This is a genomic window from Legionella genomosp. 1 (assembly GCF_900640215.1).
GTDB classification, from domain to species: domain Bacteria; phylum Pseudomonadota; class Gammaproteobacteria; order Legionellales; family Legionellaceae; genus Legionella_C; species Legionella_C quinlivanii_A.
Genome location: NZ_CAAAJH010000001.1, coordinates 188,552 through 209,565, shown reverse-complemented (window position 1 = coordinate 209,565; position 21,014 = coordinate 188,552). Strand labels below are relative to the sequence as shown.

Below are 21,014 nucleotides of genomic sequence, written 5' to 3'. Positions count from 1 at the left end.
TCCTGATTATAATAAAGCAGCGAGACGACAGGCCTGATCAATGGCATGACGAGCATCCAGCTCTAATGCTTTGAACGCACCGCCGATTAAATGGACAGATCGCCCCCCTTCCTTTAATGGCTCGTATAAATCCTTTAATTCAGTCTGCCCTGCACAAATCACCACTGAATCAACCTCGAGGCATTCAGGTTTATCATCGATAAGAATATGCAGTCCCTGATCATCAATTCGCTGATATTGGACCCCGGATAACATCTTGACCTGTTTATGTTTCAGACTAAGGCGATGAATCCATCCCGTCGTTTTGCCAAGATTTTTACCAAGCTTTTCTTTTTTGCGCTGCAGGAGATAAACCTTTCGCGGGCTTCTACTTACAGAGGCTGGTTTGATCCCCCCCCGATGCTCTCCTTCAAGGTCGATACCCCATTCATTGAGGAAACTATCAGCATCAGGGCCATGATGTTCATGGGTTAAAAATTCCGCGACATCAAAACCAATACCACCAGCGCCAATAATCGCCACTCGTTCACCTGGAATTTTCCTCTCTCTGATCACATCGATGTAACTCATCACTTTCGGATGATCGATACCTGGAATATCGGGAACACGGGGCTTAATTCCTGTTGCAATAACAATCTCCTCGAAAGATTCCAAAAGCCCGGGATGTCCTGCGGTATTCAGTTTGATGTTTACCTTGTATTTTTCAAGCTGCTGGGTGAAATAATCAATCGTATGTTGAAACTCCTCTTTACCAGGAACTCGTTTTGCCAGATTAAACTGCCCCCCAAGTTCATTCCCCTTTTCAAAGAGTGTCACATGATGACCCCGTTCAGCCGCTGTAGCCGCAAATGCCAACCCAGCGGGACCCGCTCCAACCACCGCAATTTTTTTAGGATTGGATGTAGCCTGATAGACTAATTCTGTTTCATTACAGGCTCTTGGATTCACCAGGCAGGAAGCTGTTTTATTAACAAATACCCGATCCAGGCAAGCCTGATTACAGGCGATACAAACATTAATTGCCTCACTTTCACCCAAACGGGCTTTTTCAGCAAAAAGAGGATCTGCAAGAAAAGGACGCGCCATTGAGATCATGTCAGCAACCCCGGCTTCCAGGAGCTGATTCGCTTTCTCAGGGGTATTAATACGGTTTGAAGTAATCACCGGAATACTGATTTCAGGCTTCAGGCGCTGTGTGACACGGGTAAACACTGCGGGGGGAACCATTGTAGCAATTGTGGGAATACGTGCTTCATGCCAGCCGATTCCTGTATTGATAAGACTTGCCCCTGCTGCCTCAATGGCTTTCGCCAATAAAACAACCTCCTCCCAGCTGCTTCCATCTGCAATTAAATCCAGCATCGACAAGCGATAAATAATGATGAACCGTTCACCAACGGCCTCGCGAACGCTCTTAACGATTTCAACTGGAAAACGAATACGGTTATTGAAAGAGCCGCCCCATTCATCCTGACGCTGGTTGGTATGGGTCACGATAAACTGGTTAATAAGATATCCTTCGCTACCCATTATTTCAACGCCATCATAACCAGCCTCTTGGGCCAATTTTGCACAGCGGGCAAAGTGCTTAATCGTTTTAAGAATTCTGCCCTTGCTCATTTCCCAGGGTTTAAACGGGCTAATCGGTGATTTGATGCCGCTAGGAGCGACATTGAAAGGATGGTAGCCATAGCGTCCGGCATGTAAAATCTGCAATGCGATTTTTCCACCCGCTTCGTGCACAGTTTGAGTAATCAGTTCATGCCGCTGAACCTCCTTATTATTGCTAAGCTTTGCGGCAAAAGGGGCCAGACGGCCTGAGCGGTTCGGTGCAATCCCCCCTGTGACGATAAGCCCTGCCCCTCCCAATGCTCTCTCACGATAAAAAGCGGCAAGACGCTGCAATCCCTCTTTATCTTCCTCGAGGCCTGTATGCATGGAACCCATCAGCAGCCGGTTTTTTAATTGAGTGAACCCTAAATCGAGCGGCTGAAACAATGCCGCAAAAGGGGCGTTAGTAATTTTCAGTTCCATGAATACTCACCTAGATAGTAAAATTATGATTATAAAACTTTTATTCCATTTTGACAGTGTATCCTATAAACGAAGCGCATCAAGACTGAAACTTATATAGATGACTTATTTTTGTTCGAGGATCCAGCAGTCCCTGCAAAATCACTGAAAACAGGTTTAATATTTTGTTAATGGAACAGCGTTATAATTTATATATACACTGATTAAAAAGACAGTTCTATGAGCAGCACAAATTTGCAACTGGGCGCATCGGATGTAGAGAAGCGCCTGCACCATCTTTTCGGTTCAAGGTCTCCTTCAGAATTTATTAAAGCCTCTGATGAAATCGATTTTGAGTTTTTTTCGAGAGAAAATATTAAGGGCTATATTTACAAACCTAACGGCAGTGGTTTTGATCCAAAAAAATACTGGGTAGAAGAAAATAACAACCATATTATTATAACCACCGCAGTCTCTGTTCATCATTCTGTAGCTAAAAAAGGAACTTACGTCACTAATTTTAAAAAAGAAGAATTGGACGAAATTCTTAACCACATTAAATCCTTGCATCCCAACAAACCAGTTCATATGATTTCCCCTCGAGTTGAGAGCGGTTTACGTGAAGACCATATCGTTATTGAATACACCTGCCATGACAAGGTTTCCAAGACCTGTATTATCGATAGCAAAAGCTCGCCCAGCGGAAGATCTCATGCAGAAGTTTCGCGAATTCACACCGAAAAACAGGCATTCCTTAACTCCACTGATTGCGGGTTTCATGTAGTTAGCACGATCCCCATACTGGGTGACATCATTAGAAACAACCAGCCCATTAACCAAACTTCTCTAAGAAATCACTTGCAGGTAGCCGATTTTGAGCATTCAATCGCCTATGAAAAATTAAAAAAACTGCATGATATTTATAGTGATCGCACCGCTTCCGGCGACAAAAAACACAGTACGCTTTTCTTCTTCAGATTCGGCATTCTCCCATCGGTCAAAAAAGCCAGTGTCGAGAAAATTTTAGAGAATATTGACAATGGCCGGGATATATTTACCGGGATGAGCAAACCAGAGATTGAAGCAGCAAAAGATAGTGTTTTAGGTGAAACTGTAAAGGAGTATATGCGAACTGCAGCCGCTTCATTTCAGCCAAACCCCTTTATCCATCCTCGCTAGCGCTATCGTTCAGGATGATAAATTATGGACATTATATAATTCGCATACTCTATCCCATCCATATAGGACTTGACAAGGACGTCATTCGCGACAGGGATGCTTTCCAGTTCCTCAAAATGAGCTTGCTCATAATCCATTGTAAATTTAAGAATTTTCCCCAACATTCCTTCATAATTTAACAACGCTTCATTTAGGGATTCACTTAGTCCCATTTTTTCAAGAAGCGAAGTCATCGGTTCATTTAATATTCCATCCAGGGTTGAGAGCAGTCCCACTGTATAGGCTTGATGGGGATTTTGATAATTCATTGCCCGCGATAATAATTCACACATTTTGGCGCGAATTAAGGTTCTTTCCAATAAATCTGTCGCCATTTCGTCATGACTTGCCAGTAATAACAAACTAAGCCAGTGACTAATCTGTTTTAAACCCAGTTTAGTGATAGCATCCATTAGCGACTCGATTTTCCGGCTGCTATAAATCGACGCCGAGTTCGCTAAACGAAGAATCCGATAACTTAATTTTGGAATTTGCAGAATAATTTCTTCAACCCTTTCAACTGCTACATCCTCATCATTTATTTCAGCTAATAATCGCAGAATCTGCATTTTATTTTCGCTGATCGCCTGCCCTTTTAGGGATTGAGGTTTATCGAGAAAAAAACCTTGGAAAAGCTCAAACCCGAGACTAAGGCAAATATCAAATTGATTCTTTGTTTCAATTTTCTCCGCAAGTAATTGGCCATTAAATGAATGAAGACAGGAAAGCTGGGCTACTATTTGCTCGCGATTGAGATTAAGAACGTCAATTTTAATAATGTCGGCGATTTGAATCAGAGGAATAAGCTCCTCCCTGAAGATAAAATCATCCAGAGCGATTTGATATCCCTGCTTTTTTAAGCTGATTAAACTTAATATTAACTCCTGATTAATAGCTACTGTTTCAAGCACTTCAATGACTATTTTATTTTTAGGGAGCAGAGCAGGAATTTGTTGAACAAGATGTAAATGAGTAAAGTTAATAAATGCCCGTTTACTGCCGACAATGGCCTCCACATTGAGATTGGTAAATAAATCCAATAAAACGGAATAAGTCGCCAATTCACCCGGGGCGGCACTCAATGCAAACGTCTGATTCTGTATCTCACTATTACGATATAGCAGTTCGTAAGCAAACACAGAACTGGTTTTATCATAAATTCCCTGACGCGCCAGTAATGTGCGAAGTGATGGCTGGGTCAATTACACAATCCATTATTAGTGTTTTATATAAGTATACGACACTGATTAAAATATTTATCAGACCAGTGAAAATTGGCTTATGATCTTTCCAATGAAAACTATTTTTGTAACTCACCGGGCATGTCATCCTGAGCGTAGCAAAGGATCTCCAACTGACATAGAGCTGAGCCAGACTCAGGAGATCCTTCACTCCGTTCAGGATGACGTTGAAACGAAATAGGAAAAGTGCAATATTTTGTAACTTCCCAGGTACGTCATCCTGAGCATAGCGAAGGATCCAACTGCTTAGAGCTGAGCCAGGCTCATGAGATCCTTCACTCCGTTCAGGATGACGTTGAGACAATTCGATTGAATTAAAGTCACTCTGCTTAGGTTAGCAAAGCCTATGGTTTAATACAGGTATGATACGAGGGACCGTTGTTCAACATTTATCAAGACCATTGCTTTTTCAACGCTTGAATTAATAAGCGGGCATCCCCCCCGCCTCGCTATTTTTTCTTCATTAGTTTAGAATCGGCCGCTAACCGGATTTTTCCATGTATAAGGAGATAATATGAAGACACTTCTAGCAACCTTTTCACTACTTGCCTTCACAAGCTTCGCCGGTCAGGCGAGTCAGGCTCCCTATGATTATTGCAATAAATTACCTGGCAAATGGCATGCAGCAACACATATCAAAGATCACAGCAGCTGTGATCCCTTCAATGGCTGCGAGCATTTTGACCTGGTCACCTTTCAACAAACAAGCAAGGATGATTATACCGCAACGCTTTATTTCAGTAATGATGGAAACAACATCACCGTCCAGTCGTTTTCCTTCATTTGTGCTGCAAACGAATTTCATTTTAAAAATCAGGAAGATAAAACGGTCCATTTGAAATGTGATGAGTATAACAATTGCTATATGGTCGTAGATACACCATTATTTACAGTTGAACTGGTTAAACAATAACTAGATTGATTACTGCACTGGAGAACATGAATGAAGAAAGCATTAGCTTCCCTCTCTCTCTGCTTTTTTATAAACCCGGCTCTGTGGGCTCAGGAAATTACTACCACCGTGTATACCACGGATCAAAATAAACCATTAGGTCAGGTTAGCTTTAAAGATACTGAATATGGTTTACTGATTATTCCCCAGTTAAACAACCTTCCCGCTGGAGCACACGGTTTTCATTTACATCAAAACGCCGACTGCAGTGAGGCGGGCATGGCAGCGGGCGGCCATTTTGATCCGCAGAAGACCAACCAGCATAAAGGGCCTTATGGAAATGGGCATCTGGGTGATCTACCAGTCTTATTTGTGTTGGAAGATGGAAAGGCAAGTACTCCTTTATTAGCTCCCCGTTTAAAAACCAGCGATCTTAAAAATCTCGCTTTGATGATTCATGCCGGCGGTGATAACTACAGCGATAATCCGCCTCTGGGTGGAGGCGGTTCACGCCTGGGATGCGGCGTTATTAAATAGCCGCTGACAGCTATAGTCTAAGACTTACATGAGCAGCATGAGTGACTGCGGCAATACGCCCTATTCTTGCCAGAACCGTTGCCGACACTCCATGCTGTACTAACTGACGGCTATGCGCACTCATACAAGCGCCGCAGCCATTTAATATTGAAACGGCAAGACACATCATTTCAAAACTTAGCTTGTCCACTCCAGGATTGGCCATGCCCTGCATTCGTAAACCGGCAGGAATCTGTGTTAATTCCGGCTGTTCACTTAAATGAGTAAAACGATAATAAATATTACTTATCGCCATTAGGCTGGCAGCGAGCTTTGCCGCATTGACCAATGCGGGTTCATTGTTTAATGTTTCAAACTCTTCAATCAGTAACTGATCGCCTAAGTGATAGGCAACAGCCAATGCACAACCAGCCACCTGCGGCGCGGTCAAGCCATCGGTTTGATCCAAATCCAATACCTTACCCAAATTGAGTCTGACATCTTTTGCAACTTCCGGTAAACGTTCAGTTATAGCTGTCAGCATGATATCACTCCTGAATATGGATAGTTTCTTCGCCTTTCTTCCAGTTACAAGGACAAAGTTCATCTGTCTGCAAGGCATCAAGAACACGTAATACTTCCTGAGGATTACGTCCAACATTTAAATCAGTAACCATTACAAAGCGGGTTATCCCCTGTGGGTCCACAATGAAAGTGGCTCGCTGCGCAACACCTTCCTGCTCGTCAAGTATGCCGAGGCTGCCGCTTAATTCGCGTTTGATATCTGCAAGCATTGGAAAAGGCAAGTCATGTAAATCCGGGTGCTGTTTTCTCCAGGCCAGATGAACAAATTCACTGTCAATACTTACACCCAGAATTTGCGCATCGCGATCTGCAAATTCAGCTTGCAGTTTTCCAAATGCGGAAATTTCCGTGGGGCATACAAAGGTAAAATCTTTAGGCCAAAAGAAAACTACCAGCCATTTACCGCCAAAACTTTCATTATTAATGGTGGTAAACGCCTCTTTAATTTCATTACTGACAGTCGCTTTTAACTGGAATGGGGGAAATCGGTTGCCTACAGTAATCATTTTTCTCTCCTTCTGTTGTCTATCCTAAATGTAGTTGAGTTCAATCGATTAGTAAAATAAAACGTTTTTATTGCTTCGATAGATAAAATCAATCGATTAGACTGGTTGATTTATGGCTAATTTGATGTTCAAATTATCTGACACGAGTTTTATCTAAAGCCACCTCATTAAGAGATAGGAGATAAATGATGACAAAACAAGAAAAAATCTGCCGGATTGTCACCGCGATCACTAACAATAAGGATTGGCGAAAAAGCTGCTGTCGTTTTCGATGAGTTCCCTTTTACCGTTACGCACAGTGCTTGGCGCTTGCAATGAGCGCATTCTCAGGCATTATGCTTCAAACAATCCCAGCTTATCATTCCAGCAATGTCAGCAATTATGGAAGGATTTACTCGGCTGGATGTGGCTTACCCAGTATCGCAAAGGCCAGGGTAAACCGACTTATCTCTTTGGCCCATTATTACCATTGGACGATCTCTGGCATTTTTTTATCCTGAATACGCGAGATTATTGCGAATTTTGTGAACGCTATTGGGGGGAATATTTTCATCATGACATGGAGACTCCTCATGAAGCGCACCAGCTTACAGCAGACGAGCTGGCTGATTTTCTTGAAGATGCTATTGAATTTCTCGGTGAAGACTGGATTGACAGATATTTTCATCATCTGTTTACAGAAGAAAATTAATCTTTTATGTATTATCGACAAGGTACCCGAGATCACGTATTATCGATACACTTTCTGTATTAAGCAGATAGCTCAGGTATATCACGCTGCTTGATTAATTTTATCCTCATTAACTTGAGAAGTAAGTTGGAGTCAGAATATGACAGCTGAGTCAATTTCGGCCTCACTTGTCAGCAATTTATCGATTATGGGCAAACCTTTACCTGCTCATGGCTATTATCGCTCCAAATTATTTATTGCCCCCTTCACTACTAACCCTTTAGTGGCTGCGGCAGGACCAGTATTGTCTTTATTAGAGCGATTATGTATAAGCCCATCACTTCCTCCTATTGCTGATCTTCGTGAAAATGTTGAGCATGAACTGCTTGCTTTTGATAGCCGTCTGCATGGGAAAGCCTACTCTGATGAATTAAATGCCATTGCTCATTATTTACTTTGTGCAACCATCGATGAAATCCTGGGAAAAAGTTATCTCAGATTATATGGAGTTCCTGCTGAGTTTCAGGCGTTCACTCCGCTTTCTCATAACGGAATTGGGCCAGAGGAGCGCTTTTTCGACATTGTTAATCATATTAAGGAAAGGCCCAATCAATACCTGGATCTGATTGAACTGGCCTATTACTGCCTGATAACCGGATTTGAAGGAAAACAACACTGCCGTACCGATGGTCGGCAAGTCCTGGATAATCTGATTGAGGAATTATTCCAACTCATTAAACAATACCGGGTCAATAAGCCTTACCGTTTGTTTAAAGAACATAAAAAGCCGGAACGCAGCGTAAATAATAATAAACCATTTATAGTCGTTGCCATTATCTCCTTATGTATTTTAGTAGCTGGTTATGGACTCAGTTATCTACTAGTCGAAAATAAAGCCAAAATGGTTCAATTTGGTCATACCGCTACGGCGAAACTGGAAAACTAATGGACAGATCTTTGCAAGCGTTATGTGACGCACTTAAAAAAATTATTAACCTCTTAAAACCTCAATCCACTCCTCTATCCTTTTTACTGGTTATTGGAAAAAGCCATCAGGGTAAAACCACCTTGCTCAAGCAGGCTCAACTAAATCATTACCCTGTGGATGAGTTAAACGGTGCCAATTTTTTCTACAATAATAACGGCATTATTTTAGAGTTGGGTGAAACCTGGCTTCATGAGACAGACAATCTTCTCCACCACAACTTAAAACAACTCAACCGCTGCCATCGCGGCCTCCGTATCAGCGGCATTCTATTGTGTGTAGATAGCCGTGATTTGCTGATGGCTGAACCGGTTCAAATTGCCAATCAATGTAAATCGCATGCCGATCTTCTTGAACGCTTTAGCAAAGCATTGGGCTATCAGACTGAACTGGCCGTCATTTTTACCAAATTAGATACACTAGCCGGTTTTTGTGAGTTCTTCCAATCAGAACACGTTCAGGATTTAAATAAACCCCTGGGCTTTTCTCTCGATCACAGCATGCAGTCGAAAAAGCTTATTGAACAATACCGCCTTCAGTTCGATCGCATGATTGAGGTTTTAAGTCAGGAAACCATTAACAAACTGCATCCTGCCCGCTCAAGTGTCAAACGAACTTTAATCCGCGAATTTCCCTTGCAGTTAGCCAGTTTGCGTATTCCAGTGCAAACCTTGATTCAGCAATTGATAGCAAAAGAATTTCGAGTCCAGGCCGTCTATTTTACCAGTGCTGAACAAGGAGGCCTGTCTGTCGATCGCTTAAACCAGCGAATTCAGCATGAATATGCCCTGACTATTCCTGATAAATATCCGCAATCCACCAATTATCGAGCTTACTTTATTGAAGGTCCAATCAGGGCATTCCAGGATCAAACGAAAAAGCTGAACCCAAGCTTAACCAGAAGTCATAAAATTGCAGCCCTTGGAACTACTGCACTGGTAACCGTATTCCTGACAGGTCTATGGTATCAATACAGCCAAACATCCCAGCTGCTTGATGATGCCAGTAAAGAGCTTCTGGCCTATGAAACACTAAGCAGTCAAAATAAAGATCTGGCTACAGCCTTATATCATTTATCGCAAGCGGAAACCAAACTGAACCTGATTCCCTCAAGCTTTGTTTCTCATCCTGTTCTCGAGCAGCTTAAAGTTCAATTGCATAGCAGTACACTTAGCAAGCTGCATAACAACTTTTTACCCGATGTGCTAGCCGCTCTGGAAGATGTGATATCCAATCCATCTCAAACGCAACTGGCACGTTATCAGGCCTTGAAAATTTATTTAATGCTGGGTGAGCCGGAGCATTTCTCCGAAGCCGAAGTAACAGACTGGTTTAGTAATTATTGGAAAGCTACCAATGCCGCTTTTTATAATGATAAGCAGCTTCTCTTGCTGCATAATGCATTAAAACAGCCCAGACAGGCTCTTGCAATCAATCAGCAGATTGTCAGCGATGCGCGCAATTATCTCAACGCCCTGCCCGCGGCCTATCTTTATTACTCTTTAGCCAAGGCCCAGTTTCCACAGGGAAAAACATCAATTAACGTGGAAGGCTTTGATTTGGCGGCCAAAGAAGTACCCGATTACTTCACCAAAACCGGGTTTGGCGAAGTAAGCAATTTGCTGCCGCAGATTACTGCGACCCTGCAAAAAGAAAACTGGGTACTTGCACGTCAGGATCTGGATAATCTGCAAGCTCAGCTTGAACAGGCTTACTGCTTTGACTACAGCAATTGGTGGCTAAACTTTACAAGGCGTACTCGTCCACAGCATTATCAAGGCTATCAGCAAGCCAGACAATTGACGCAGACCCTGCAACAGTCTGATTCCATTCGACGTCTGGTTCAATTAATTCAGCAACAAACCAGTCCGGAAGCTGCGGAAAATTCCAGCCTCTTCAATCAGAAGATCGCAAGCCAATTTACTGGCTTAAACCTGATGACCAGCTCTGCAGCGCAAGAATTAACCGTAAATGTCAGCGAACTGGAAAAATTTCTGACCACGCTGTCATTAGTCAATGATCAGGGACAAACCGTTTTCGATCTCACCCAAGCTCGTTTTCGGGGAGATACACTGACTGATCCGCTCAGTTCGCTGTATAACCGTTCACGTCAGCTGCCAGAACCGATTGCCAGCTGGGCTAAACAAATTGCAGACGATACCTGGTTCATTTTTATTAACGAAAGTCGAGACTTCCTGAACAAACAATGGAACAAGCGAGTTTATAACGTCTATAAAAACTCTATTGCCAAACGCTATCCCCTGGATCCAGCTGAGAAGGAAGAAATTGGGCTGGAAGATTTTGACCACTTCTTTTCACCGCATGGCACTTTAAATAGTTTCGTCACCCATTATTTGAAGCCATTTCTTGATACCAGCCATGCCCAATGGCAACCCAAAGAATTAAATGGTTATATGATGCCTGTTTCAACGGATCTGATTAATGAATTAATCAGGGCAAACGTTATTAGCAACATGTTCTTTCCGGACGATTCAGAAACCAGTCGAATTGATTTTTCCCTGCAAAAAATAAATCTTGATCCCGTAGTATCCAATTTCCAGCTAACCATTGGTGAAACCTCTTTATCTGACAACCAGAACAGTGAATCAGATACCGAGTTTACCTGGCCTCAACGCGGCGCCAAGCTTAGCTTGAACTCTATTGAAGGGAATCATTACGAATTGGAAGAATCTGGCACCTGGGCCTTTTTTAAAATGTTGCAAAAGGTGAATGTGCTCGTTGACAGTAATGACAGCAGCAGCCTGCAGATTCTTTTTGAAGTCAATGGCAATTCAGGGCGTTACCTGTTAAAAACTCAAAATCAGATAAACCCCTTCAGCCCAGGGATTTTAACTGGATTTAGTCTGAAAAAGGATATTGCAAAGGGATAAATATTGCGAGAACTGCTTTAAAGGCGGGAATTCATCTTTGAGCCGGCTATAATGCCAACTGCGGAATGGATTCCCGCATTCGGGGAATGACAAAATTACCGTTTATGCGATTTTCCCTGGAAGACTCTTCATATTCGGATCTTTAGCATAGGCGTTCAGCAAATCATTAACCAACTGCTCGATGACACTCTCTTTCGCATCTTCTTCAATGAGACCTACCTCAGATTTCATCAGGATCAGGCGATTTTCTACTTCTTTTGCAACAGAGCCATTAGGGAACAAGGCAGCAAGAAAACGCCTGGCTTCCGAAGGGCCTATATGGCGATACAATTGATTACGGACTGCCGCATCTTCGGCAGTAGTACTAAATGCCCAAAGCTCTATCGGACCGAGAGTCAGTGTTAACAATTGAACGTTCACCCCGGTTTTAGTCGCATATTGCACCAGAAAAGTAGCCCCACCCTGTCTGGGTCCATGAACTCGGGTACGCAAGGCAATTTTGGCCGTATTAGTTAAACCGAAAATCTGGCTGGTTTTTTCAACAGCTTGCGATGGTCCTGCATCCATAATATAAATTGCAGTAGCGAAATCAATCATCACTGGGTCAAAGTCATCAACGGATTGAGAAAGTAACGAAATCTGAACCTTCCATTTTCTTCCTTCCCGCATATCGACAATCACCTGATCACGTACGGCAGAAGATTTCGCGGTACGATGGAACTCGTCATATACAATACGCTTGGGATCTTCGCGAATTTCCAATACACGCTCTTTATGATATTCCTTGTATTGATCAGGCACTGTTCCCATGCTTTCTTCTGTCAGATAATAGTGCCGGGCCAACACATAACGAGCCAGCATATACATAACCGATGTTTGTCGATCGGCAGCATCTCCCCCGCTTTTCGCCACTTCATCGAGGTCGAGGGAAACCACGCGGGCATCACCGATATCGAAACTGGTAACTCGCGACAGAATAGAATATTCACGTACAGAGGCTGAGATCATACGGGAAAATGCACTAATTAATGATTCCCCGGTAGGTGCGACAACCCGCTCATACAAATCTTCAATTGAGGGAGTGCGACAAATTGAAGCGGCATCAGCAAGGAGGGGCATCGCGTACCGCTGCGCCAGCATCGCTTCATGGACGAAGCCTGCCGAATACAGGGCATCCGTGACCTCCCACCAGGTTGATTTGGAATCCCGGACAAAGCCGATTTCCTCTAAAATGGAATCAATAAATTCTTCAACTCCAGGCGCATAAGGAGTTGGATTGAACTCATCTGCAAAGCTTTTATAAAGCTCGTCAACAACCATACCCGCCAAATCTGGCATGGCATCATAAGGTTTAGTTGCTCCCAAAGGAGTAGTCAATAAGGTTAAAAAGTTAACCAGGAACGAGCGCTCCAGAGCTGTGGGATAACGACAGCCTAATTGAGTATCAAAGGGATTAATCGAATACTCAGGAGTCATACGAAGGCGATGATAAGCTACCAAATGTCTCTGCGAGGCAGGCAGTGCCTCTCTCAAAAGAGAAATCAGACCGCTGCTGGATGGCCCAATATCAATAATCGCAATTCGTGGCAGACGGGTTAATCCACCTGAAAGACAAAGGGCAAGGTTTAGCGCATTCGATAAAACTGACTTACCTGAACCAGGACGTGCATAGACGAGGTCAATCCAGGTCGTTTGCTGGGTTGAACCCGGTTGAAATGGCCAAGGCTTGCCATCAGGTGAACGAAACAATAATGCCCCGGTGCTCCAGGGTGATGCAGGCCGAGTTATCGGCAGCATGCTAATGACATCAGTCAATGGCGCCACTGAAGGAACGGCGGTGCTTCGCGTGGTCGCTGCCAGCATACTGGAAACAAAACCAGCAAAAGCATCGCCGCAAACCTCCGAAACCTCTGTAGAACCCCAACCCTGAATCGCTTTGACCAATTCAGAACTCCGGCGTCTAAGAAGAGCCATCTCGTTTTCTTTTGCCCAGGTCGTTGCAACTACCCTTAATCTGACGATGGCATCATCGGTGTTCAACTGCAAATATTTCAACAGGTTTACCGAGTCACTGATCAATCGGTTCTGTGCAGATGAAAAGCTTAGGATCGATGCCAGCAAACCCTTTAATTTTATAGTATCCAGGCCCTCACTTTCGATTAAAAAAGAGATTCGCCAGGGAATATGAGCAGGTAATATTCGGGCAAATAAAGTAATAAATGGCCGAATTTCTTTGGGGAACAGATCAATAAACACAGAAGAATAAATTTTATCGCCAACTTGTACAGTACGTAAATCCAGAATTTCCGCATCTCGGGGTAGAACCTGCTTGGACAATGGCGGCCATAGCAAATCCGAAGCGTCGCCCTCGAAATCATTGATTTCCTTAGGAAAAATCTTATCGCCTGGCAGGGTTGCACGCCAGTCATCGCTGGTAAAATCAGGATCACCTGTCATGCGGATAGCATGCACCGCATCATGCGCTTTAAGCAATGTGGCAAAAACGTGTAAGCTGTCCAGATCATTCATGACCGAACGCACGTAAGCGTCATGTGTATCACGTAACTCCGGAATAGCGGCATAAACTGTTTGAGAATTCTTGAAAGGCGGCGCTTTGGAATCCCTAAGCATTTTCAGTTTGGTTTTATTTGCCGTTTTCAATTGATCTGAAGGAAGATTGAATGGTCGGGTGAGCAACACGAAATAGACGCGTTCCTCTGCGCAATAAAGCGACAGGTAATCAATTCTTTCTTTAAATAAATCATCGAGATTTAATTTTAAGCGTTGAGCTGTTCCCTCTGCAGGACCATAAATATCTTTGATAACCTTACGAATATTTTGCTTATCATGGCTAAACAAAACCTGAAGGGCATGTCCTGGGCGTCCCATAGCACCCTGAAACGCATTACTCAAACCTTCTACCAGGTGCTCAAACTCTTCTGCGCCAGCCAAAGCGGTAACGCCCTCGATCTTTAAAATCGATAACAGCGTACCGTCATGATTAACCAAAACCGTAGGACTATCTGCGGTTTCTAATTCCAGATACGATTCGGTAGTCTGTTTAAGGGAAGTGCTTAGCCAAGCAAAAAAAGTATCAACCCCTTCAAAAAATGAATCTGCCCAATTCGCCATAGCTTTTCCTAGTAACCTGCCTGTTAAATAATGCTTATGCTGATGTGATAAATCAAGACTGGCTAAGTATTTTCAGCCATTTCCTCCAAGGCGCTGGCTGCCCATTGTTCTATTTGCCTTCTAAATTTAGCCCTTGATGGAAGTAATCGTATGTTATTAAATAACTTGTTTGAGATTTCTGGAGAAGTGGCACCAGAATCAATAATCAGTTGCCCCAAAATGGAGGGGTCACTGGTTCCCTCGCCAAATTTTTCCTCAACGGCCTGGGATCTGAATTTGAAACTTCTATATATGTTCTGTGCGCTGCCTTTATAGCCAGTATCGTTGGTAATCGCGCAAAAAAGGACATGACACAAACTATTTAACTCGGATTGCTGAAGTTCTGGAAGATAAATAAGCGTACCACCACCATAGCCGCCGACACCCACTGACTCAATGAAAAAGCACTGAGCACAAAAACAGCAGGCAGTGACCATGTTGGAAATTTTGTTGTTCGTATAATTGCCATCAATATTGATGACTTCTTGAAAAAGTTTGGCCTGAAATCCGCAGAACTGGCAGGTATAGCGATCGCGAAGAAGCACTTTTTGTTCATACGCTTTAAAGCGTTCATCCGCCTTTCTGGCAGAATATAAACGCCATGCACCAGGGCTCGCTACAAGCCTTAATTTATTGCGTTCCTGATTGGCAGCCATAAAGTTTTTATTACCTTCAATTACTATGAACAGCGGGTATTACTTTCAGTGATTAACCGCTGAAAATAATACCCTTCGTCTTCTTATGAGCCTGAACCACTGGTGAACACAGATCCACCTGGGCCTGCAGTCTGTCCACCGCTGCCGCCAAACATAGTCGCTCCGGCAATTCCCAATATTGTTGGCAGGAATAGCAAAGCAGCCGCAATCAGAACTAGCGCAATCGGTGTACCAATAGGGATTTGGGTTGGATTATCTTTGTGCTGCTTGAACTTCATGATAGCGCCAATAGAAAATCCCAAACCCGCAAGATACGATCCTGCAGTTATTAAACGTGTCAGGCTGGCAAAGGAGCCTGTGATACTTGAAGCCATTCCCCCTAAAGTAAGAGAGGATGATGCAAAGGCTTCCCCCGCCATAACCATTAACCCTAAACAAGCAAACCAAACGAATAGCCGCTTATTTAGAGTATTTTTTTCAGCCAGCGTTTTCACAGTGATTCTCCTTTAATTTCAATTAAGTTTAACTCGTACCATATAATGTATTATTAATCATTTCCAGCGTTGCTACAATGTTCATGGCTAAGATTCCACCAAAAACATGCATTAATCCCTTTCCCGTTCCTCCTGGAGGTTGCCCCTGCGAGGCAGATCGGGCAATCAACACCCAGCCTCTGACAAATGCAATAACCCCAATCACCTGAATCAGCAGGGAAAGTGATTGTCCTACGGCACTACCTGTACCAAATAATGAATCCAACGCCTGGTTCTGACTATCCATAGGGGCATATTGCAAAATATTGGATGAACCAAATGTCGTATTGAGCATTATGTCCAAACCAGTTGGAAAATAGATCAAAATGGCAGCAACCATTATATAAACAGCTGGTTCCTTGATACTCGTATTGCTAGACATCATCGTTCTTGCTTCGCCATAAATCTTTAAACTGTAAATTGCTTTAAACGCAAAGGCGATGCCTATAAGATAGGCCGCCCCAGTCACCAACCGCTCAACCGGGAGCAGATTTGCTGCGAGATTATTTAAAATACTTGCGTTACTTGTTATCCAAGAGACTAAACCACCACTGCCATCATCACCCATATCTGCCTCAACTGTCTTGGGGACTAAACCTTATAACCTGACCTGAACTTGTAACGATGCGTCCCTGATGCGGGTCGATTAACCTGACAACCCCATATCCTGCGATATTTGTCCCTTCTCTAACGGTAAGTGTAGACCCATTTGTACCAATTAACCAAGCTCGTCCAGGAATTACAGCCTGTATATAATAAATATTTCTTGGAACGACTTGCCTTACAACCTGCTTAACAACCTTCTTTGGTTGAGTACGCACGGTTAATACTGTAATTTGATTCGATTGATCTTCAACTTTCTGAGCCATTGAGGTGATCATCTGATTTAAGGAGTTAATTTTATTCGTTAATTCAGTAATACTGGTATTAACACCACCTAACTGCTCACTTAAAGAATTCACTTCGCTGCGAAGATTCTGCTGGCTTAATTCAAGAGCAGAAAGCTTCTGATTGACCTGCGGATCAGTCGCAGAAGAGGTGTCACTGGAGGCGGGGGTCACCTCTGTCGTGCTGGTCGTAGTGGTTGTCGTCGTATCCGGTGTTGTCGTCGTAGTTGTTGGAATTGATGGCTCCTGATCAACCACCACTGGCTGCTGTTGCACGGGCGTAGTATTCGTATTTACGGCTGGTGCCGTGCTTACCTGAGGTTCGCCACTGTCTACAGCTTTGGGCTTACTGGTAAAAAAAGAACCCAAAAATTTATAGCCCAGCATAGCAACGACAATCACGGCAATAGCAATCAGCGCATTTCGCTTCACATTGGCCTGCCCGATATCAGAAGGTTTCTTCTTCGTTGCAGTTGACGATTGCTGTGATTCATCACTGTCAATAGTCTCTGGCTCCAGAGCATCCAGATCAGTGAATTCATACTCATCATTACCTTGATAATTATCGGCCATTTCCTACCCTGCTTAGCTTGTTAAAGTGACATCTTGAGTAAAGAGTATACCCACTGCAGTGCCTGAACATACCTCAACGGTTGTCGGACGATTAAACTGCTGCTGGGCAACCTGCCCCCAGGATTTTCCTACTGTTGCCAGACCAATCACCGCATTCTCCAGTGCTGATCGTCCAATACCATTCTGTACAGTAATATTATCGCCACCACCGGTACCGCCCACTGTTACAGTTGTATTTGCTGACTGGAACGCATTACCAAAGCCTTCAAGGAAAGATGAGGCAAACAGCGAACCATATCGTTGCAGATAATGATGGTTAGTTCGGCTTGAAAGAGCCGTACGTGCAGTATTCGGATCAATCGCAAAGGCATTGATTGAAATAGTATGTGACACCCCTGGCATTGATAAGGTATTGAAGCTAATTACCATTTTATCGGAATTGCTGGGCAGGGTAAAACTTCCAATCAGCTTGGATCCTTTCAGTTTTCCAGATACAACCGTTGCCAGAATTGGACCAGGCTCATCGCTATTAACCGCAGTGTCTAATACAGCAAATATAATATCTCCTGTTTTGATTACAGGTCTTTGTGCTGTCTGGACTACTGTAGTTGTTGTCTCGGAACTGCTTACGGCAATTGTCTGAGTGCCAGGTATAAGAGCCGTACCCGGTTTAGGTTCTTCTTCAGGAATGCTGCTGGCTGTATAAGCCTGTACCGACACTCTTGACCAACTCTGAATGGAGGTTGTAGCAGCACTCATCATATCAGACGTTCTTTGCTGTATACGTTGCTGATAACGTTGATCTGCCATTTGCTGGTTTTGTCGATTCAATATTTCCTGTAACTGTTTGGAGTTTGCTGCTTCTGCTGTGGCAGCATTGGTACTACCGGTCAATCCCGGCACTCCAGGCACGCCCGAAGTAGCCCCAGGAATTTGATTATCGCCAAGACCTGCAACCGCAGACCCAGGTTGTATTCCGGCTACCTGAAGTTCAGCGTCGCTAAATCCTGCTTTTCTTAAATCATCCGCCGAGAAACCGGCATCTTTAAGTGCAGCAGCGGAATAACCAGCATTTCTAAGTTCTTCGGCAGTGAAACCAGCGTCTTTCAGATCTTTGGCAGAGAAGCCTGCTGCTCGTAATGCACTGGCACTAAACCCTGCATCTTTTAACTCTTTGGCACTAAATCCAGCGGCCTTAAGTTCAGAAGCGCTGAAACCAGCATCTTTCAATTGTTTGGCACTATACCCAGCGTCTTTCAATTGTTTCGCTGTAAAGCCAGCGGCCTTTAGCTCGGCAGCTGAGTAGCCAGCCTCTTTCAGTTGACCCGCAGTAAATCCGGCAGCCTTTAATTCCTCAGCTGAGAAACCCGCATCTCGAAGTTCTTTTGCGGTAAAACCGGCGGCTTTCAACTCTGCAGCACTAAACCCTGCATTTTTGAGCTCAGCAGCAGTAAAACCTGCTGCCCGAAGGTCAGCCGCGCTGTAACCGGCAGCCTTTAAAGCGGATGCACTGCATCCAAGCGTCTGTTTAATTACAGTCGCCGAAACACCTGAGGCATGGGCTGCCTGCAGGGATGCAAGACTGCAATCGGCCACTCGTCCTGCAGCAATAATATCGGCTGCACTCACGCCCGCTTGTCTTAATTGATCCGGTGTAAAGCCTGCTTGTAATAACTGCTGTGGTGTCAGACCTGCATCCAGTAATTGTTTTGCTGTGAATCCGGCATTTTTCAAATCCTGAGGTGTAAATCCAGCATCTAAAAGTGATCGGGCATCAAATCCTGCATCTTTTAAAACCGCCGCACTACAGCCATTCAGATCGTGAATACGTTTCGCTGTAACACCTGCCTGGCGAAGCTCACTCAACTTATTAATATCACAGCCAGCCGCTCTGATTGCAGCATCAGTTGCTAATTGGGCTTGTCTTATTTCTTCCGGAGTGAATCCAGCGGCAAGCAAGTCCTGTGGAGTGAATCCTGCTTCGAGAAGTGATTTGGCATCATAACCTGCCGCTTTGAGCGCTGCCGCAGAGCATCCATTCAAGTCATGAATACGTTTGGCTGAAACGCCTGCTGCATAAAGTGCTTTCAATTTTTCAGGATCACACCCTGCAGCTTTAATTGCTGCATCAGATGCTTGTTGTGCAGCCCGGATTTCATCGGGTGAAAATCCGGCGGCAGTGAGCTCTTGTGGAGTATAACCTGCGTCCAATAAGGCCTGTGCGCCATAACCAGCCGCTTTTAGAGCGGAGGCGGAACAGCCGTTGAGTTCTTTTATTTTACGAGCTGAAACTCCCGCAGCATAGAGAGACTTTAACTTATCAGGATCACATCCTGCCGCTTTGATTGCATCATCTGATAAAGCACCAGCTGCCCGAATCTGATCCGGTGTAAATCCTGCATTCGCCAAATCATCATTGGTAAAGCCTGCAGCTTTCAGAGCCTGCGCACTGCAGTTGGCATATTGCCTGATTAATTTGGCACTCACACCAGCCAAACGCTCCTTCGTCAAGGCAGAACTATTACAGCCTGCAGTCTTGATATCTTCTGGAGTAATTCCTGGAGGAAGTTCTGATTCAGCCGCTACGATTTCAGCCGGGGTATATCCTGCTTTAAGCAATTGATCAGGAGTATATCCTGCATTTAAGAGATCGCGGGCGCTGTAGCCTGCTTGTCTTAACTGCTGGGGGGTAAAGCCGGCATTTCTCAAATCAGCGGCAGAAAAACCTGCATTTCTCAAATCCTGGGCGGTGAATCCAGCCGCTTTTAATTGTGAGGCACTACAACCATTAGTTCGACGAATAGCCGATGCCGAGACTCCTGCTGCCCTCAGACGCTCCAGAGCATTCACATCACAACCCGCTTTGCGTATATCCGACTCCGTCACACCGTCTGGCAAACCGCTGGCTTTATTAATGTCGGCATCAGAAAAACCAGCGCCTTTTAGCTCACCATCTGTAAACCCGCCATCTTTCATTTGCTGGGCAGTAAAACCTGCATTGCGCAATTCGCAGGCATCAAAGCCACAAATGCGCAGCTGGCCTGCGGTATAGCCGCTATCTTTTAACTGGCGGGCATTAAACCCTGCCGCTTTCAATTCCTTACAGGAGCAAGATTGTTGTAAATCAGCTAACTGGTATCCATCCGCCTTTAACTGAATACAGGAGCATGCCTGCTTGAGTACAGAAATATTGGCCCCTTCACTGACAACTTTCTGTACTATGGACTTATTACAGTTTCCTTTCTTTAGCTCATCAAGCCATAAGTCGCGCTGAGCTCCGGCTTCATCTTCCATCGCCAGAGTTGAAAATCCAACGCCGCCTTGCCCATTACCAGCCAGACCCACTCCCCCTACACCACTGCCAATTTGCTGTGAGCGTATCAAGGTTGGAATAGCACTTCCACCAGTCTTTAAAGCATTCTGGGCCTGAGTGACATTCTGAGATTCCTGCAGCTTTGCATATTGGGCAGTAGGATTTAACGCCCCGGGGATGGATTGTATCGCCGGTGTTCCTGGAACATCTGCAGAAGCTCCTGGACCACCAGAACCCGCACCCATAAACTTGATAACACCAATCACTACGGCAATGCCCAGCAGTATCGTTGTGAAAACAATAATGACCCGCGAGCGAGTATTTGTAAAAAGTGCCTTAAGGTTTTCTTTTCTGCCTGCCATTT

General features: G+C 44.2%; 16 protein-coding genes. 6 read left to right on the top strand and 10 right to left on the bottom strand.

All coding sequences use genetic code 11. The features are described from left to right. Positions 1–6: 6 nt before the first annotated feature. A complete protein-coding gene (locus E1O89_RS00930) occupies positions 7–2,034 on the bottom strand; it encodes an NADPH-dependent 2,4-dienoyl-CoA reductase (protein WP_133138522.1) in 2,028 nt (675 codons plus the stop codon). Between the two features lie 219 nt (positions 2,035–2,253). Here E1O89_RS00930 and E1O89_RS00925 point away from each other — a divergent pair, with 219 nt between their 5' ends. Further along, on the top strand, positions 2,254–3,192 hold the full coding sequence (locus tag E1O89_RS00925) for a hypothetical protein (protein ID WP_133138521.1): 939 nt from the start codon (positions 2,254–2,256) through the stop codon (positions 3,190–3,192). 2 nt (positions 3,193–3,194) lie between these two features. Here the strand turns inward: E1O89_RS00925 and E1O89_RS00920 are convergent, their stop codons facing one another. After that, positions 3,195–4,433 carry an EAL and HDOD domain-containing protein gene (locus E1O89_RS00920; RefSeq protein ID WP_133138520.1) on the bottom strand — a complete coding sequence of 413 codons (1,239 nt, stop codon included), beginning with the start codon at positions 4,431–4,433 and terminating at the stop codon, positions 3,195–3,197. A gap of 553 nt (positions 4,434–4,986) precedes the next feature. Between E1O89_RS00920 and E1O89_RS00915 the strand changes: the two genes are divergently transcribed. Further along, complete coding sequence (locus E1O89_RS00915) at positions 4,987–5,385, top strand: hypothetical protein (protein ID WP_133138519.1); 399 nt, start codon at positions 4,987–4,989, stop codon at positions 5,383–5,385. 30 nt (positions 5,386–5,415) lie between these two features. Beyond that, positions 5,416–5,901: a superoxide dismutase family protein gene (locus tag E1O89_RS00910; protein ID WP_133138518.1), complete on the top strand. Its 486-nt coding sequence runs from the start codon at positions 5,416–5,418 to the stop codon at positions 5,899–5,901. Between the two features lie 10 nt (positions 5,902–5,911). On the opposite strand, the gene E1O89_RS00905 is transcribed toward E1O89_RS00910, so the two are convergent. Together E1O89_RS00905 and E1O89_RS00900 are read right to left on the bottom strand one after the other, a co-directional pair. After that, entirely contained in the window at positions 5,912–6,424 is a 513-nt protein-coding gene (locus tag E1O89_RS00905; protein WP_133138517.1) for a carboxymuconolactone decarboxylase family protein, read from the bottom strand. Positions 6,425–6,428: 4 nt separating this feature from the next. Further along, complete coding sequence (locus E1O89_RS00900) at positions 6,429–6,971, bottom strand: peroxiredoxin (RefSeq protein WP_058508972.1); 543 nt, start codon at positions 6,969–6,971, stop codon at positions 6,429–6,431. A gap of 271 nt (positions 6,972–7,242) precedes the next feature. Between E1O89_RS00900 and E1O89_RS00895 the strand changes: the two genes are divergently transcribed. The 3 genes from E1O89_RS00895 (at position 7,243) to icmF (ending at position 11,517) form a co-directional block, all read left to right on the top strand. Beyond that, positions 7,243–7,662, top strand: a complete 420-nt coding sequence (locus E1O89_RS00895) for a hypothetical protein (protein ID WP_262337358.1) — start codon at positions 7,243–7,245, stop codon at positions 7,660–7,662. A 139-nt stretch (positions 7,663–7,801) separates the two neighbouring features. Beyond that, a complete protein-coding gene (icmH, locus tag E1O89_RS00890; RefSeq protein WP_058508971.1) occupies positions 7,802–8,587 on the top strand; it encodes a type IVB secretion system protein IcmH/DotU in 786 nt (261 codons plus the stop codon). Further along, complete coding sequence (gene icmF / locus E1O89_RS00885) at positions 8,587–11,517, top strand: type IVB secretion system protein IcmF (protein WP_133138516.1); 2,931 nt, start codon at positions 8,587–8,589, stop codon at positions 11,515–11,517. The genes icmH and icmF overlap by 1 nt, the downstream gene beginning before the upstream one ends. Positions 11,518–11,619: 102 nt before the next feature. Here the strand turns inward: icmF and E1O89_RS00880 are convergent, their stop codons facing one another. From E1O89_RS00880 to dotG, 6 genes are all read right to left on the bottom strand, one after another. Beyond that, a complete protein-coding gene (locus E1O89_RS00880; RefSeq protein WP_133138515.1) occupies positions 11,620–14,649 on the bottom strand; it encodes a type IV secretion protein IcmB in 3,030 nt (1,009 codons plus the stop codon). A 62-nt stretch (positions 14,650–14,711) separates the two neighbouring features. Beyond that, positions 14,712–15,344: a type IVB secretion system protein IcmJDotN gene (gene icmJ / locus E1O89_RS00875; protein ID WP_133138514.1), complete on the bottom strand. Its 633-nt coding sequence runs from the start codon at positions 15,342–15,344 to the stop codon at positions 14,712–14,714. 83 nt (positions 15,345–15,427) lie between these two features. Next, the gene (locus E1O89_RS00870; RefSeq protein WP_233013017.1) at positions 15,428–15,769 is read right to left on the bottom strand and encodes a type IV secretion protein IcmD; all 342 of its coding nucleotides are present in this window, start codon (positions 15,767–15,769) and stop codon (positions 15,428–15,430) included. Positions 15,770–15,866: 97 nt separating this feature from the next. Next, entirely contained in the window at positions 15,867–16,445 is a 579-nt protein-coding gene (locus tag E1O89_RS00865) for a type IV secretion protein IcmC (RefSeq protein WP_133138513.1), read from the bottom strand. 7 nt (positions 16,446–16,452) lie between these two features. Continuing rightward, complete coding sequence (gene icmG / locus E1O89_RS00860; protein WP_133138512.1) at positions 16,453–17,337, bottom strand: type IVB secretion system protein IcmG/DotF; 885 nt, start codon at positions 17,335–17,337, stop codon at positions 16,453–16,455. 12 nt (positions 17,338–17,349) lie between these two features. Beyond that, on the bottom strand, positions 17,350–21,012 hold the full coding sequence (dotG, locus tag E1O89_RS00855) for a type IVB secretion system protein DotG/IcmE (RefSeq protein ID WP_133138511.1): 3,663 nt from the start codon (positions 21,010–21,012) through the stop codon (positions 17,350–17,352). Positions 21,013–21,014: the final 2 nt, after the last annotated feature.

What these genes read in the sequence shown, in the direction of transcription:
- E1O89_RS00930 (WP_133138522.1), bottom strand. Translation starts at nt 2,034, where the DNA reads ATGGAACTGAAAATTACTAACGCCCCTTTTGCGGCATTGTTTCAGCCG.
- E1O89_RS00925 (WP_133138521.1), top strand. Translation starts at nt 2,254, where the DNA reads ATGAGCAGCACAAATTTGCAACTGGGCGCATCGGATGTAGAGAAGCGC.
- E1O89_RS00915 (WP_133138519.1), top strand. Translation starts at nt 4,987, where the DNA reads ATGAAGACACTTCTAGCAACCTTTTCACTACTTGCCTTCACAAGCTTC.
- E1O89_RS00910 (WP_133138518.1), top strand. Translation starts at nt 5,416, where the DNA reads ATGAAGAAAGCATTAGCTTCCCTCTCTCTCTGCTTTTTTATAAACCCG.
- E1O89_RS00905 (WP_133138517.1), bottom strand. Translation starts at nt 6,424, where the DNA reads ATGCTGACAGCTATAACTGAACGTTTACCGGAAGTTGCAAAAGATGTC.
- E1O89_RS00900 (WP_058508972.1), bottom strand. Translation starts at nt 6,971, where the DNA reads ATGATTACTGTAGGCAACCGATTTCCCCCATTCCAGTTAAAAGCGACT.
- E1O89_RS00895 (WP_262337358.1), top strand. Translation starts at nt 7,243, where the DNA reads ATGAGTTCCCTTTTACCGTTACGCACAGTGCTTGGCGCTTGCAATGAG.
- icmH (WP_058508971.1), top strand. Translation starts at nt 7,802, where the DNA reads ATGACAGCTGAGTCAATTTCGGCCTCACTTGTCAGCAATTTATCGATT.
- icmF (WP_133138516.1), top strand. Translation starts at nt 8,587, where the DNA reads ATGGACAGATCTTTGCAAGCGTTATGTGACGCACTTAAAAAAATTATT.
- E1O89_RS00880 (WP_133138515.1), bottom strand. Translation starts at nt 14,649, where the DNA reads ATGGCGAATTGGGCAGATTCATTTTTTGAAGGGGTTGATACTTTTTTT.
- icmJ (WP_133138514.1), bottom strand. Translation starts at nt 15,344, where the DNA reads ATGGCTGCCAATCAGGAACGCAATAAATTAAGGCTTGTAGCGAGCCCT.
- E1O89_RS00870 (WP_233013017.1), bottom strand. Translation starts at nt 15,769, where the DNA reads ATGGTTATGGCGGGGGAAGCCTTTGCATCATCCTCTCTTACTTTAGGG.
- E1O89_RS00865 (WP_133138513.1), bottom strand. Translation starts at nt 16,445, where the DNA reads ATGGGTGATGATGGCAGTGGTGGTTTAGTCTCTTGGATAACAAGTAAC.
- icmG (WP_133138512.1), bottom strand. Translation starts at nt 17,337, where the DNA reads ATGGCCGATAATTATCAAGGTAATGATGAGTATGAATTCACTGATCTG.
- dotG (WP_133138511.1), bottom strand. Translation starts at nt 21,012, where the DNA reads ATGGCAGGCAGAAAAGAAAACCTTAAGGCACTTTTTACAAATACTCGC.